Source organism: Pelosinus sp. IPA-1 (genome assembly GCF_030269905.1).
Lineage (GTDB): Bacteria > Bacillota > Negativicutes > DSM-13327 > DSM-13327 > Pelosinus.
This window is the reverse complement of record NZ_BSVC01000006.1, coordinates 148,945-164,482: the sequence shown is the minus strand read 5'-3', so window position 1 is coordinate 164,482 and position 15,538 is coordinate 148,945. Positions and strand designations below refer to the sequence as shown.

Here is a 15,538-nt window from a genome sequence, read left to right as displayed (position 1 = left end):
AAATACTGACCAGCATGTTATCTTCTATAATAATGAAGCTCTTGGTTTCAATTCCTGGAATCGAGAGCTTTATATTTTTGTATTAAACTTAGTACTTTTAAAGGATATTGTCCCTTTTTGGCCAATAATATAGAAAACTAAAACGAGTAATTTTGCGAAAAAAGGATTGGAATACTATGATTACTAAGGAATTTACTCTACACAACTTAATACTTTATCGTAATATTTTAGATGATAATATTATAAAGAAGGTGCAACTTCTACAAGACGATAATTGTCCTAAACGGTTGTATTATGAACTTTGCAGCGAACTTTTCTCTAAAGCAGAACAACTACATTTAGAAGGGAACTTGCTAAGAAATTATCTTATTTACTTAATTGCTAAGGATGAAAATATCTTTAGTAAGACTGTAGAAAAAAGCAAGGGAATCCTAGCTTGTGATTCTACGCTATACCAAGCAGCATTACATGATATGCAGATTATACAAAATTTTATTTCTCATGATTTACACATTCTATCTAAAAAAGAAAACAGCAAGTTCCTCTTCGATTTCGTTCCAAACACTCCTAGTACTACCGTAACCAATTATTCAATACTACATCCATATTTGAATCTTCTTAACGAAACCGCTACACCTAATTCATTAGTAGAGAAATTATTGTATTATTATTCATCTTATGGATGTGGCATAATGTCTGATTATAATGCCTTCCGCTGGAACAGCACCTCTGGACTTACGGGCATCAAGAACTTTGATCAAATTACCTTTGATGATATTACTGGATATGAACAACAAAAAGAAACTTTGGTGCAAAATACTTGTGCTTTCCTTGCAGAAAAGCCTGCCAATCATATCCTACTGATCGGGTCACCTGGAACAGGTAAATCATCTTCTGTTAAGGCCCTTATTAATGAACCTTTCGCCAAAAATCTACGCCTTGTTGAGGTTTCAAAACATGAACTAAAATCCTTACACAAGTTAATGGACTGCCTTCGAGACCACTCACAAAAATTCATTATTTTCTTAGACGATTTATCCTTCGAAGAATTCGAAGTTGAATATAAATACTTAAAATCCATCATCGATGGCGGAATCGAAATAACCCCTAAAAATGTTCTCATTTATGCAACATCAAATCGAATGCACCTTATAAAAGAAAGTTGGGATGATCGAAAAGGCAATACAGATGATGTACATCGCTTTGACACTGTAAATGAAAAACTTTCTTTATCTGAGCGCTTTGGTATCACCCTTACCTATTTGTCACCAAATCAGATAGAGTATCTTGCCATCGTAGAACAAATGGCTAGCAAGAATAATATATCTTTGCCATTGGAACAACTAAAAGCAGAAGCTCTAAAATGGGAACGTCGACATAACGGACGTTCCGGTCGAACTGTACAACAATTTATCAATCACCTCTTGAGCCATCAATCCTAAATGAAAAGTAAGGTCTTAACTCCCATTAGAGTTAGGACCTTACCTATAAGAAGAAAATTATTCCAAATTATCAATCTGCCAATCAATCGGAGTTTGTCCCATGGATGTTAACATTGTATTCGTTTTGGAAAAAGGCTTACTTTTGAAAAAGCCTCTGCTTGCTGATAAGGGACTAGGATGAACCGACTTAATAATGTAATGATTTTCATTGGTTATTAAACTTGTCTTGGATTGTGCATTATTCCCCCATAGAATAAAAACAATAGGCTCTTTTCTCTCATTTAACAAAGTAATTATTTTATCAGTTACCTGCTCCCATCCCAATTTGCTATGAGAGTTTGCCTGTCCCTCTACGACCGTAAGAACAGTATTTAATAAAAGCACTCCCTGCTCTGTCCATTTTTTCAGATAGCCATGATTCGGAATATAACATCCTAAATCGTCTTTTAACTCTTTGTAAATATTCTGTAGGGACGGTGGAGACTGAATACCTGGTTTTACGGAAAAGCTAAGTCCATGAGCCTGATTTGGCCCATGGTATGGATCTTGACCTAATATTACTACTTTAACATCTTTATAAGCCGTATAATGCAGAGCATTAAAGATATCATATTTATTAGGATAAACAGTCTTTGTTTGGTATTCTTTAATTAAAAATTGCCGCAAATTTAAATAATATTCTTTTTGGAACTCTTCTTTTAGTAAGTCCTGCCAATCATTTTTAAATGTTATCATTTTCATCACCTTTCTCCATTATATCACATAAAAAGTTCCTTCTGTTACTGTAGATATTTTCACTAAATATAAATTATATTATAGGAGAGTGATTTCTATGGCTTACTGGCTTGCCAAAACCGAACCAGAAAGTTTTAGTTATGGAGACCTTGAAAAATTAGGACGTGACCGCTGGAATGGCGTGAAAAATTTTGCAGCGTTAAAACATATGAAAAAAATGCAGCCTGGTGACTTGGTGTTTATTTATCATACAGGCAAAGAAAAATCCATCATTGGAGTCGCCGAAGTCGTAACACAAGCTTATCCCGATCCTAATGAAACTGACAATCGATTTGTCGTCGTAGATGTGGAGCCTCGTTATCGTTTAGAAAAAGCCATAACACTAAAAGAAATCAAACTCAACCCAATCTTTCAAGATTGGCAGCTAGTTCGCCAATCACGACTTTCTGTTATGCCTGTATCAGAAGAGCATTGGCAATTGCTACATAATATCGCCAAGGAACCATCTCATTGAGTAAAAAAATACACTAATTTCAATGGAAAAAGCCAGAGAATATCTCTGGCTTTTTTCGCTACTAATTTGCACTTTGTAATAGGAAAAAGCTAGCGGATTAATCCGTTAGCCTTAAAAAGAGCCCGTAATGATCTACGCTACAGCCAATACCGATCATTACATACCTATACGCAATCTTTCGACTACCCACAAGCATTACACAACCGATACTGACCTTTGCTCGACTGCCACAGATACCTACCGAACCGGTCGCAATCTCCCGACAACGGCCGACCCCTATAGCTTCAGCACCCATGACAGTCTTAGCTCGACCGTTATACATCCCTTTTGACCATACGACAACAGTTGGGCTGCCGCACAGCCTTACAAGACATATAACGATCTGCCCGCCGACTACTGCCGAACCTTTCGACCCGACAATAATCTTTGGCCGACCAATACCGAACCCTTGTAAGATCCGGCACCAGTCTTGGCTCAACCATTACGAACCCTCTACAATAAATAGTATGGCTTAATTTTAAAATCGAATACATTGAATTTCTTGGTAGTTATTTTTAAAACTATGAGGACCGTGATCTACCACAATTTTATCCGAATACAGATAGAGTGAGTTAGTCCAAACATTCACTCTGTCAATAAATTCCCCTTAAAAACATCCTCAGAATTTATTCTTAAAATTTTCTCACTTTCATTAGGATTTAGAATTCTAATATATAATTCCGGAGAGTTATTTTGTGGTATTGCTACTGCCCAAACAGCCATTGTCCGAGCTTTATTTGGTGTGCTTCCTGTACGAAAAATACTATTATCCGGTCCATCATTCTGATCTTTACTGAGAGCTATAAAGGTATCGAAATCAACTTTCTCCGAAATATTTTTTAGCAATTCGCCAATACGGCTATATCTTTTCTGACTACTTATACCAGAAATATGGTTAAATTCTAGCATAGATTCAGCTACATAATGATTGGTATGAAAGATAACTTCATTCTCCTTCACCATAACAGAAAAATTACCCTCGGGCCCAATTTCTATTGTCGCAATTTTTTCTTTATCAGCGATCATTAAAATCTGTGGCCCCACAAATAAATCAGTTTTTGATATAGCTTCTTCGACACTATTACACTCTTTTAGCAATCTCGCAGAAAGCCCATGGGTATATGGCATTCCTTTTCGTTCTTTAACTGGTATGCTTCCTGCAGTAGCACTTACTACCACAAGACCTTTTTCATTAATTCCGGCCTTTAGGCCTTTATGCGCCCCATCTATTGCAAAAAGTCCCAAATATCTATAGCCATCCGCGGGTGAAATAAGTTGTACATCTTGTTGGTGGTCAGGTAACCAATCACGATTTTTTACTATAAGGCTTCCTCCACCCTCAACTGCATTCCCATTTGCAGCCCATAATGTACAAGCTTGAGTGGGAGTAACAGAGAAAGTAATTACCAACAGCATGGTCCATATCGCTAAATATCGTTTCAAACTTATTCCCCCCATATTTTCTAGATTAATAGGTCCCACTATATACTTCTTGGTAAATTAATTTTCTTTAACATTAGAATACTCATCTATTATTAATGTCCTTTAAAGTCACATCTGGAGCATGATATCTGCGTAAATAATGAGTATGCGATAGTCTGCTAAAAACCATACTGAATACTCGCCATCTCATGATTTGGTGAATAAGCATATGCGCAAGGTAAACTGAACTTAATACAAAGACATATTGCACAATTCCTACCCAATTTATAGGAAGCCAATCTAGATATCCATTAAATAGATAACGCTGTAAATAGATAGCAGCAGGCACTGTAGTTATATAGTAAAAAACGATAGCCAATATTGGGCTTGCTTCAATTGCTTGATAAGGGCAATAGTTCATACAAGCCATACAGCTGTCGCAGGAATAACTCCAATATGGACGTTTTTCAACTTTTCCAGTCATTTTAATCGCTTTTGTCGGACAAATAGTGGAACACAGCCCGCATCCTACGCATTTATCTGAGGCAAAGAAAAGTTTTGATAAAATAAGTTGTGCCATAATTAGATACATAAATGAAACCGAAGCTAACAGTAGGCCTAAAACCAAAGGAATAAATCCGCTAAAATAAACTTGCCCTAATAAAACAGTTTTAGCAAAAGAATTGACTTTTGGTTCTGCCTCTGAAATTAGGAATTTGGCATTCTCCTTGCTTAACCCCCAATGAACAGCTGTCCAGTTACTAGGCATGTCGATTCCCATAACACCCTTGATTTTATATCCTTTTAAGAATAGCAGAAATGCTGTTAGGTAACCAGCTGTCCCTTCCATTCCTGGTAACGCAATCCCTTTTATTCTGGTACCAGCCCGCGTTGGTAGAACGGCAGCCGACGCACCATTCCCCCGCGGAAGCTGCAAAATCTGTTTTATCACTAACCAAGGGGCTGTAAAGCCATGAGTAGGCAGTGTAAACACACACAAGGTTTTCTCATCTGGGACAAAAGACAACTTCTCGATCTTTATTTGTTGTACACCTGTTTGCACCCCCATAGACCTTGCTACTCCAGCAAACCACATTGCAACCTTATAGGAATTACCTGTACCCGTCATATAAAATACAAATAACTTCTCGATCATTTCTATCACCACCATACAACAAACTAGTTATACCTTTGTGGTTCCAGTGACATCCTTAAGAATAACAGCTTGCGCCACTATCACATCGGTTCCATTAAACGTGGCAGAAGGAGATCCATATAGCATATACCCCTCATCTAGCAATTTAGAAATTCTCTGACAAAACGTTGCATCATCTTTTCCTGTAATCAATCGATATCTAAGTTGTTTTTCCACAAAAATGCCCCCTCTTAAAGCTACTTTTACATATTACTTTCAATCAAGAACTGTTTTTTTCACTAATTATTTTACTATTCGTCTTGCAGTTGATCCAACCCTTCAAACTGCATCTTATAATATTTAGCGTAAAGACCATTTAAAGATAACAGTTCTTCATGGGATCCCCGCTCTTGAATTCCTTTGTGATTGATTACAATAATTTCATCTGCACTTCGAATGGTGCTAAGTCTATGAGCCACAACAATGGTAGTACGATCTTTTGAAAGACGTTCCAGAGAGGTCTGAATATAACGTTCGCTTTCGTTATCCAAAGCAGATGTTGCTTCGTCCAAAATAAGAATCTTAGGATTTTTCAAAAACACACGGGCAATGGCAATTCTTTGCTTTTGACCACCAGAAAGGCGTGTTCCTCTTTCACCGACATAACTATCGTACCCATCAGCAAGGCTCGTAATAAAATCATGAATATTGGCGTTTTTAGCCGCCTCTATAATTTCTGCATCTGTAGCGTCTGGTTTACCATAGGCAATGTTATCACCGATGCTGCCAGCGAATATATAAACATCCTGTTGAACAATACCAATAGAACTGCGCAGAGACTTGAGCGTAACATCACGCACATTTTTTCCATCAATCATAACGGCACCTTCAGTAACATCATAAAAACGTGGCAATAGGGAACATAGTGTAGTTTTTCCGCCACCAGAAGGGCCCACCAGTGCCACTGTTTTCCCAGCCTCAATGGAAATGTTTACTTTATGAAGTACGCCTGTATTTTGATTGTACCGAAAAGAAACATCTTGATAGACAATATTACCTTCAACATTAGTCAATGTTATTGCATTCGGTTTATCTAGAATTTCCGGGGTTATTCCCACCACATCCATAAAACGTTTGAAACCAGAATATCCCTTTTGAAACTGTTCCGTAAAATTGATCAGCACATCAATTGGATTAATAAAAATCCCGATATATAGTGCATACACAGCAAGATCAGCAACTTTCAAACTACCATTGGCAATAAAAAAGCCTCCACTAACAAGTACCGCCGTATATAGTAATCCTTGAAAAAAGGCATTACCCGCCTGAAAGCTGCCCATAATTTTATAACTGTCTTCCTTTGAATCCAAAAATTCAAGATTACTAGAGCAAAACTTTTCCCTTTCCAAATCCTCATTAGCAAAAGATTTGACAACACGAATACCGGATAGGCTATCCTGCACTCGTGAGTTCACACTGGCAATCTTTTTTCGGTTATCCATAAATACTGCTTTCATTTTTTTATTTTTATAAATACTAAAAATAATCATGAGGAAGGTAACAACAAAAAGAATCAATGTCATTTTGACATTGAGAAGCATCAAAAATGCAAAAGAGCCCAAAATCTTTATAGTCGATATAAAAATATTTTCAGGCCCATGATGAGCCAATTCGGATATATCAAATAAATCAGATACTAATTTTGACATCATCTCGCCAGTGTTATTATTGTCATAATAAGAAAAGGACAGCCTTTGATAGTGGTTAAATAAATCTTGGCGCATATCGCTTTCCATTCGGGCTCCCATTATATGCCCCCATGTAGTGATATAATATTGACAAGCATAACGAATGCTGTACATGATGAGCATTCCCACACCGACAAAACCAATCACATTCAAAATATCAGTTGCATCACCAGTAAAAACCCCATGGGTAAGATAATACAGAATCTGAGGGAATGCAAGATCGATTAAGGAAACAACCAATGCACAAAATAAATCGAAATAAAATAACCGCTGATATGGTTTATAATATTGAATGAATTTTTTATAAATAGACATAACATAGCCTCCGTTTATCATAAGTAACTTAAAGAATTTCTCTTTTACTAAAAACTTTTCCTGCAAATAGTACAAACAAATAGAAGGGATAATGGTTACGAAAATATAAAAACCGTAAATTACTGTACATTGCATATTGACATTTGTATCGTAACATTTTATAATCGTTACAATACCATATCGTTATTGGTGATGACGGAAAAAAGTAATTATGTTATTTTCATACAGAGAGCTAGTGGTTGGTGTAAACTAGTTGAAAATACACAATGAAGTTCCTTCCCGAACTGCAGACTGAAATTTACAGTAGGTCTTGCCGTATATCTACGTTACAGATTTAGAGCTAATCTTATGATCAAAACTAGGGTGGTACCGCGGTGATTCGTCCCTTATCGGTATCGCTTTTTATTTTTGTCTTAAGATTAAATTTGGGTGGTACCACGGTCATATCGTCCCTCTTTACGAGGGGCGTTTTTTCTTTTATAGCCGGCATAAAAGAAAATATATGCAAAAATTCTTTATTACTAGGAGGGTTAATCATGAATATTCCATTTCTTATCGTATGTATTTATATTTTTCTACTTTTTGTGATCAGTTATTTTGCCCAGCGGCGTTCTGCTGGCAGTGCTACAAATTACATTTTAGCAGGCAGACAACTTACAACGCCGCTGATTACTGTATCAATTGTAGGACTTGCAGTTGGCGGAGCTTCAACGATCGGTGTGGCTGAACAAGCATATAAAGTTGGTCTTTCGGCTGGTTGGTATACAACAGCTTGGGGTATTGGCGCTATTACTATGGGAATGTTAGTTGCCAAAAAATATCGTGAACTTAATATAACTACCATCCCCGAACTATTAGGAAGGTATTATGATAAAAAAGGCATGGTTGCTGGAATAGCTTGTCAGATACTGATTCAACTAGTCGTTATGTCCCTTCAATATCTAGCAGGCGGCAGTATCCTCTGTGCTTTAATGCCTGAAATATTCACACTTACCACCGGTATGCTTACAAGTGCTGTAGTATTCATAAGCGTAACTATGATTGGCGGCATGTGGTCAGCTAGCCTTTCCAATATTTTAAACGTCTCGCTAAAATATATTGGTATTATCTTAGCTACTATTGTCAGCGTAACACATGCTGGGGGTCTTAAAAACATCGAGGCCGCGCTTCCTGTTAATACAACGTATCTCAGTTTTTTTGACGGTGTTGGCATCATCGGCATTGTTACCTGGATGCTAGTATTAGTAACTGTTAACTTGTCACTACAAAGTATCATTCAAATTTCATTGGGAGCAAAAGATGTGCAAACAGCTCGCCGTGGTTTTGTTATCGGTGGATTAATGATGTTGCCGATTGGCTTTGTCAGTGCCTTATTAGGGGTCATTGCAAAAACAATGTTTCCAGATGTAAGCCCTGCTATGGCTTTGCCAATGACCATTATGTCTTTGAACCCAATTCTAGCTGGAATTACTCTTGCGGCGTTATGGGCGGCAGATGTATCAACGGCCTGTAATCTGCTCCTTAGCTCAGCAACTTTATTTTCCCAAGACATCTATAAAAAATTCATTAATCCTGCAGCGAGTGATAAAAGGTTTCTTATTGTCACCAAAGCATCTGTACTCTCTTTAGGATTGTTAACCCTAATTTTTGCAATGACGATTAGCGGTATTATCACTACTCTTATGATTGGTCTCAGTTTAACCGCATCTTTTAGTGTGATTGTACTCTTTACCTTGTTCGCCCCGTCTCTTTGCCGAAAGAATGCTGCTTTTTATACTATTGCAGTTAGTTTAGCTATATTAATTGTCTGGCAGACTTTCCCTTCAACACACATATTCCCTCACGTAATTTATCTTGAATGGATTGCTTGTGTTGGCACCTTTCTATTAACATATCTACTTGATTCAAAGGTGATTACTGCCTCTGAATGCGCATAGAAAACAAAAAACCTGCAAGAATTTCTTTAAATTCTTGCAGGTTTTTTGTTGCGATCTTTCAAATATATATGCCAATTCAGTATTACATTTTTCATGTTACAAAAGCCTCTCTTTCAGCCCAAGGTTGTCTTGCTTGATATAAAATCTAAGCAAGACTAGTATCAAACCATACATCATCTTTTAAGTCAACCACAGTCCTCCGCATAACTCGGACTAATCATAACATAATAACTTTTTCAGATTTTGCCCCACTCCTCTTCAGCAGAGGCTCCCCTCCAGAATGTAGCACAAGGGCCGACGTGTGTAACCGCTACTTTCTCATCTGCATATTATGTATTGAAGTGAGTGTAACATCGATACTCGAGGAGTGAGTACATGGATAGAAAAAAACATTTTCGAATCTTCGACTGGGATGAACCGGAGATCATAGACTGGAGTAAATCCTATTACGATTATGACTACTATAACCACAATATGGCTGATTATCGTCCATGCGGGCCTGACAACTGCCGTCCGAACTGTAATCCGGGGTGCAATCCCCATTGTAATCCTAACTGTAGCCCCTATTGCCGTCCGCGTTGTCAACCTGGTTGTAACCCCAAATGCAATCCTAGATGCTCTCCATATTGCAAGCCATATGCACCTGGAACCTGTAATCCAAAGAAACATCCTAACGACCCGTATTCCGCATGCAATCCAGGGTGTTTTCCCTTCTTGTAGCCTAGACCAAATAAAAGAAGCTGCCTTCCGTGCAGCTTCTTTTTAGTCTCTCGTACCCTATTTGCGGGTCTACTTCTGTTTCACTTTCAATAGTTTCGTTTTCCAGTTAACAGCTGATTAATATTCCCACAAATATCAACCCAATTAAAGTTGTTTTTGATAAACTTCTCAACTGCATTACAATTATTATTCAGCTTTTTCTGACTGTTACAGTTTTGGATTATCAACTCTTTTAATTGCCCTATGTTATCCACCTCAAAAATATCTCCATATTTACCGTTACTAGTAATGTCGTTAGCAGAAATAATATTTGATGTGATTAAAAAACACCCCCTTCTAGCTGCCTCTACTAGAACTAACGCGAAGCTTTCTATTCTCGACGTTAAACAGAAAACTTTAGCTCGGTCATACTCGCGCTCTAGCTTATGTTTATCGACTATTTCACCTGTAAATATTACTTTTTCACTTAGATGGGGATACTTTTCGAAATAGTTATCGATATAAGCATCGAACTCTGATAAAACCGGTCCAACTATCCTTAGTTTCCAATTTGAAATGCGTGGTTCAGCAAGGCGAAATGCCTCCATAAGTATCTCAGTAGCCTTTACAGGTAGGCCTATTCTTCCGACTGTACATATAATATTATCCTTTTTTTCAAACCTTACCTGTTTATCATAAGAAAAATCATAATATCCATTGGGAATATATTCAACCTTAATCGGCCAATATTCCTTTAAAAAGTAATACAGCGGCAATGTTTCCACACTTATGAGGTCACACTTTTTTAAAATGTCCATTATTCGTGGATTTCCGTCAATAGTAAGATTAGTAATTTTAATATCTGCATCAAGTTTAAGATAGATCTTACCTTGAGGATTATTCGAATTATAAGTGTTAATCCATTTTAAAGTTCGTACCGAGAGATGAAATAGGTGAAGGATATCAATTTCGGCTGAGTGCTCCTCTAAATATTTACACACATCGTCATTCTCGGAGCCTGAAATATAATTCAAATAATCGATATTTAACCCTTTGACTTCTCTGTCCAAATAAGGATACTCTCCATTTTTATAACAGACGATTGTAGAATCATATCCGTAATATTTTTGCATGATAAAAGGAATCATTCCCACATCTTTGGTTAGATGAACGTTTTCAGTTTCTGGAAAAATTGTTACAAAGGTCGGCTTACTAGATGTTTTTGCAGTCTTTTGTGCTCTCACAATATACTGATATACCTTGTATTGCTTGATAAGTTTCTCATTACCTAAACTAGCTAGGGATCTTACAAATGCTTCATCTTCCTCAGTTGTCTGAATTGTGGTATCACCATAAACCATATTATTATACCCTGCTGATATAAACATCTCATGTATTTCATGAAGTGTAAAAAAACGGAGGTGTGTACGATCAAGGATACCCGCATTTTTATATGTCCACTGTCCATTTAAGAGGTCTCTGACAACAGTGAAGTGCATAATATTAGGAATGCTTGCTAATATGTATCCACCTAGTTTTAAATAACATTTCAACTGCTTGAGGATGTCCCATGGATTTTTAAGATGCTCTAATACATCAGCTAAAATTATATAATCGAAAAAATCATTTTTAAAGGGTAAAGATTCAGTTTCAATATCTTCAGAAAAAACCTGAGCAAAGGTTTCGGCAATTGCCGCAGCATTTTTGTTTAACTCAACACCGTATACAGTTGCATATCTAAAGATGTTTTTAATTTGCAACAATGTGCAGCCACATCCGCAACCTATTTCCAACACCTTAATCGGAGTGTTTTTCGGCCTGTCAATTAGGTCAATTATTTCATTACGGATAAACAAAGAATAAGCTGGATTAAACCCCCATTTCTTCTCAAACACCTTCGCATTTTTACGTAGAATTTTACTGAATTCCTCAGGGTTTTGTTTAAATGACACACTGCCAAAGTGATGGATAAATGTGTCTTTACAAAGGATTAACCGATAACCAGCTTTAACCATACGTACAGAGTAATCGTCATCTTCATAGTTTCCTGGTGAAAAAACTTCGTCAAGTAAACCAATGTCAGTTACTACCTTTCTCTTAATTAGAAGGCAGAAGCCAACGAGTTTTAATCTATCTTCCCATAATTCGGGATTAGATTTATTATGACTATAAGCAAATTTGTCCATATCATAAAGCGAGGAATATGACGGAATAATTGCCTGACAATCGGAGCAATAGTTGGTAGTAGGTCCAACAGCACCTACTTGTTCATCGCTATATAGCGCATATCTCATATTGTTTAACCAATTGACAGTAACTACTGTGTCATTGTTAAGCAATAAAATTTCTGCCCCCTCGGCAATTTCAATTCCTTGATTACAACCTTTAGGAAAACCTAAATTTTGATTGTTAAAAATGGTTCTAACATCGCTCTGCTGTGTAAGCCATTTTCTTGTGCCATCGTTAGAATCATTATCCACTATAATTAGCTCATACTCTTTAGGATTGGAATACTTACGAATACTCTCAACGCATAATTTCGTGAAGTCAAGTTGATTATGAGTAAGAATTATAATACTGGTTAGTAAACCGCCTTTGTACTTAGCACAAAAGGTCTCACCGCCATATCCGTTATCTGCAATATCCCACTGGCAGGGAAGGCAGTGCTCACCAGCTTCTTCAAAACAATCATCCATGTCGGGATCTTGCCAATCTGTTCCTCCGTACCTTGTCATATACTCCCTCCAAGTCCGCAGAGATTCATAACATATAATATGCAGACCAATATTTACCTGTGACTTATCAGCCATAATGCTCATGTTATGCAAAAACTATTAATTGTCGCCGGCTATTTCAGGCTCGACACCCCAAACGCCACAAATGCATATGATGTGTCATACCGAAAACAAGGGAGGACGAAAACTTGTACTATCGACTTAAACCCCACTGTGCCTTAGTCGAGGGCGCGGTCAGAGGCGCCATCTATGATTTTCAGTCAGGCAAAGTGTTTTCTATAAACAAGGGCGCGGTAGAGATGTTGAAAGCCTGCCAGGGCAATCCACTAGAAGATTTCATGGACATAAATGCTCCTGATACCAAGCCTTATATTGCCTTTCTCGATGACTTAACCCGCAAAGAACTGGGGGTATTCTATGCGATTGACCCTGGAGAGACACCGCCACTACCTAAAGCAGAAACTGAGGTTAAATTGAGCTTCTTATGGCTTGAACTTACCTCCTGCTGCAATAACCGATGTCTGCACTGTTACGCCACAAGTGGGCCTACAGTTAACAATGATTGCGTGCCTCATGACAGATGGCTGTCGTTAATCTCTGAAGCCAGAGAAGCTGGAGCTACCGCGATCCAGCTTATCGGCGGTGAACCGCTACTTTATACTAAATGGCGCGAACTTGCGATCAAAGCGCATGAAGATGAATATGAGTTCATAGAGATCTTCAGCAATGCTACGCTCATTGATGATGACTGTGTGAACTTCTTTAAGCAGTATAACATCCATGTAGCAACAACCATTTACGCAGACAACGCTACAACCCATGACAAGATAACACTCAACCAGGGCAGCTTCGAAAGAACTATGGATGCGGTGAAAAAAATCATTGCTGCCGGAGTTGACCTGCGTATTGCTTCTATTATAATGAAAGACAATGAAGATGAAGCCGAAAAAATTGTGAAACTATGCCAAGATTTAGGCGTCCAAGGCGCCTACCCTGACGTAGTGCGCCCAACAGGCCGCGGTGACGACCTAGACCTGTTGCCTAATAAGTATCATAAACCGCCGATTAGGCCACCCTTTTATACTGATATGCAAAGCTTCTTGATAAACAAAGAGTATAATAACTGCCTCATGGGAAAGATTGCCATCACGTCAAATGGTGATGTCATCCCTTGTATCTTTGCGAGGGACCAGATAGCCGGCAGTATATTGAACCAACCTCTCAAAGAAGTTCTCACCAATGAGTCCCTGCAGAGCTGCTGGTGTGCTACCAAAGATGCCGTCGAGAAGTGTAAAGACTGTGAATATCGTTACGCCTGCGGCGACTGCCGACCGCTCGCCCAGGGCAGCGACCCAGACAAACGATGGAGAGCGCCTTCGCCCCAGTGCGACTACAATCCCTATCTTGGCAAATGGGCTGAAAAAGAACCGGAAGATATAGAAGATACCAAGATAACAAAAAAGCTGCCGTAACAGGTAGCTTTTTACTTTGAAATAAAAATAACAAGCCAATGACTAGGTATTTTTATTTCACTACTATTCATTATTTTCAAATACATATACTTCTCCGTACTTCGCCTTTTTGAATTCGTCACCACGAAAACCCATACTAATCAAATGTTCTTTAATTTGCAGCATCAAAAATCCATGTGTCACTATTAAGACATTATCTTCCTCAAGAATACTTGAAATAAACATTTTTACCCGATCCCTTGTCTGTTTTATACTTTCAGGTTGAGATTGCTGTGAACAAAGCCATGCCACTCTTCCTGCCAGTAACCAAAATATATATGGCAATTTTATTTTAGAATCAAATGCTGGTGAAATCGGCACTTCTCGAATTAATTCTGTTTTAGTAATATCTCCTCTATAGATATGCTGCGCGGTTTCAATTGCACGCAATAAATCACTACAATAGCACTTTTCCCACGTTCCTTGCTCTATTATTAAATCCATAATTTTAATGGGTGAACTGTCATACAAATTGACCCATTCACTAAATTCTTTTGCAGACATCATCCTTTTATGAGGGCACTCAACTTCAAAATGCCGCATCAATCCAATTCTCATATGCCCCTCCTAGTTCTGCCACTAAGCTATATATAATACCCTACTATGATCTAGCTGCATTTTTAAGGCTATACATCTTGCTATCCGCAATACTGATTAAATCTTCTATTTTTTTTGTGTCACTAGGGTAGATTGCATAACCACTTGAAAGAGAAATGGCAATTTGCAATTTCTTCGATAATTCGAGGAGTTCATTATTAAAATGTTTAAGAATTTGTTTTATCTCTTCATCACCTGCACAAGGTGCAATAATCAGAAATTCATCGCCACCCCACCTAGCAGCTATATCACTCTTTCTTATAGTAGTTAAAAGTAAAGCTGAAAGTTCTTGTAGCACCAAATCCCCTTTTCTGTGACCATATCGGTCATTTATGGCCTTGAAATTATCACAATCCAAAATAACTATACTTAATTTTTCATTTTTTCTATCCATTTTAGCCAAAAGAGACGGAAGAAGTTCGTCAACAAATCTTCGGTTATAAAAACCCGTCAAACTATCTTTTTCTGAATAAAATTTTACTTTGTCATACTGTTTACCAGCCCAATAAGCAATAAGTAAACCAATAATTCCAGGATAAGGCGGATTGCTGAATGAATAGTCTAAATAAATATAAGCATATAACCTTACCGCTATAATAGTCATTAGCATAATTATTAAGCCAGTTATTCTTCCCGCATATTTCATTCTATTCACCCTTTTATTCAATATAAAAAACAGTGTTATTTCATATTCTACTACAATCCGAAG

The 15,538-nt window shown here is 37.6% G+C and carries 14 protein-coding genes and 1 other annotated feature; of the genes, 5 read left to right on the top strand and 9 right to left on the bottom strand.

Translation table 11 applies throughout. The features are described from left to right. Window positions 1–176: 176 nt before the first annotated feature. Entirely contained in the window at window positions 177–1,442 is a 1,266-nt protein-coding gene (locus QSJ81_RS15680) for an ATP-binding protein (RefSeq protein ID WP_285718304.1), read from the top strand. 57 nt (window positions 1,443–1,499) lie between these two features. Here the strand turns inward: QSJ81_RS15680 and QSJ81_RS15675 are convergent, their stop codons facing one another. Then, window positions 1,500–2,177 (bottom strand): uracil-DNA glycosylase, encoded by a 678-nt coding sequence (locus QSJ81_RS15675; RefSeq protein WP_285718554.1) that lies wholly within the window; start codon window positions 2,175–2,177, stop codon window positions 1,500–1,502. Between the two features lie 97 nt (window positions 2,178–2,274). On the opposite strand from QSJ81_RS15675, the gene QSJ81_RS15670 reads away from it, so the two are divergent. After that, a complete protein-coding gene (locus QSJ81_RS15670) occupies window positions 2,275–2,691 on the top strand; it encodes an EVE domain-containing protein (protein ID WP_285718303.1) in 417 nt (138 codons plus the stop codon). Window positions 2,692–2,788: 97 nt separating this feature from the next. Here QSJ81_RS15670 and QSJ81_RS15665 read toward each other — a convergent pair whose 3' ends face one another. The 5 genes from QSJ81_RS15665 to QSJ81_RS15645 form a co-directional block, all read right to left on the bottom strand. Next, window positions 2,789–3,169, bottom strand: a complete 381-nt coding sequence (locus QSJ81_RS15665) for a hypothetical protein (protein WP_285718302.1) — start codon at window positions 3,167–3,169, stop codon at window positions 2,789–2,791. Window positions 3,170–3,315: 146 nt separating this feature from the next. Continuing rightward, a complete protein-coding gene (locus QSJ81_RS15660; RefSeq protein WP_285718301.1) occupies window positions 3,316–4,173 on the bottom strand; it encodes a C45 family autoproteolytic acyltransferase/hydrolase in 858 nt (285 codons plus the stop codon). Between the two features lie 82 nt (window positions 4,174–4,255). After that, on the bottom strand, window positions 4,256–5,308 hold the full coding sequence (locus QSJ81_RS15655; RefSeq protein WP_285718300.1) for an EFR1 family ferrodoxin: 1,053 nt from the start codon (window positions 5,306–5,308) through the stop codon (window positions 4,256–4,258). Window positions 5,309–5,335: 27 nt separating this feature from the next. Continuing rightward, window positions 5,336–5,524 (bottom strand): DUF1737 domain-containing protein, encoded by a 189-nt coding sequence (locus tag QSJ81_RS15650; protein ID WP_285718299.1) that lies wholly within the window; start codon window positions 5,522–5,524, stop codon window positions 5,336–5,338. A 74-nt stretch (window positions 5,525–5,598) separates the two neighbouring features. Further along, complete coding sequence (locus QSJ81_RS15645) at window positions 5,599–7,350, bottom strand: ABC transporter ATP-binding protein (protein ID WP_285718298.1); 1,752 nt, start codon at window positions 7,348–7,350, stop codon at window positions 5,599–5,601. A gap of 183 nt (window positions 7,351–7,533) precedes the next feature. Then, window positions 7,534–7,740, top strand: a binding site (T-box leader). 146 nt (window positions 7,741–7,886) lie between these two features. On the opposite strand from QSJ81_RS15645, the gene QSJ81_RS15640 reads away from it, so the two are divergent. Then, complete coding sequence (locus QSJ81_RS15640) at window positions 7,887–9,287, top strand: sodium:solute symporter family protein (protein ID WP_285718297.1); 1,401 nt, start codon at window positions 7,887–7,889, stop codon at window positions 9,285–9,287. A gap of 454 nt (window positions 9,288–9,741) precedes the next feature. After that, window positions 9,742–10,053, top strand: coding sequence for a hypothetical protein (locus tag QSJ81_RS15635; protein WP_285718296.1), 312 nt, complete (start codon window positions 9,742–9,744; stop codon window positions 10,051–10,053). A gap of 40 nt (window positions 10,054–10,093) precedes the next feature. Here QSJ81_RS15635 and QSJ81_RS15630 read toward each other — a convergent pair whose 3' ends face one another. Continuing rightward, a complete protein-coding gene (locus tag QSJ81_RS15630) occupies window positions 10,094–12,721 on the bottom strand; it encodes a glycosyltransferase (RefSeq protein WP_285718295.1) in 2,628 nt (875 codons plus the stop codon). Between the two features lie 188 nt (window positions 12,722–12,909). Here QSJ81_RS15630 and QSJ81_RS15625 point away from each other — a divergent pair, with 188 nt between their 5' ends. After that, window positions 12,910–14,193: a radical SAM/SPASM domain-containing protein gene (locus tag QSJ81_RS15625; protein ID WP_285718294.1), complete on the top strand. Its 1,284-nt coding sequence runs from the start codon at window positions 12,910–12,912 to the stop codon at window positions 14,191–14,193. Window positions 14,194–14,256: 63 nt separating this feature from the next. Here the strand turns inward: QSJ81_RS15625 and QSJ81_RS15620 are convergent, their stop codons facing one another. Together QSJ81_RS15620 and QSJ81_RS15615 are read right to left on the bottom strand one after the other, a co-directional pair. Continuing rightward, on the bottom strand, window positions 14,257–14,790 hold the full coding sequence (locus tag QSJ81_RS15620; RefSeq protein ID WP_285718293.1) for a histidine phosphatase family protein: 534 nt from the start codon (window positions 14,788–14,790) through the stop codon (window positions 14,257–14,259). Between the two features lie 43 nt (window positions 14,791–14,833). Then, the gene (locus QSJ81_RS15615) at window positions 14,834–15,475 is read right to left on the bottom strand and encodes a GGDEF domain-containing protein (protein WP_285718292.1); all 642 of its coding nucleotides are present in this window, start codon (window positions 15,473–15,475) and stop codon (window positions 14,834–14,836) included. Between the last annotated feature and the right edge of the window lie 63 nt (window positions 15,476–15,538).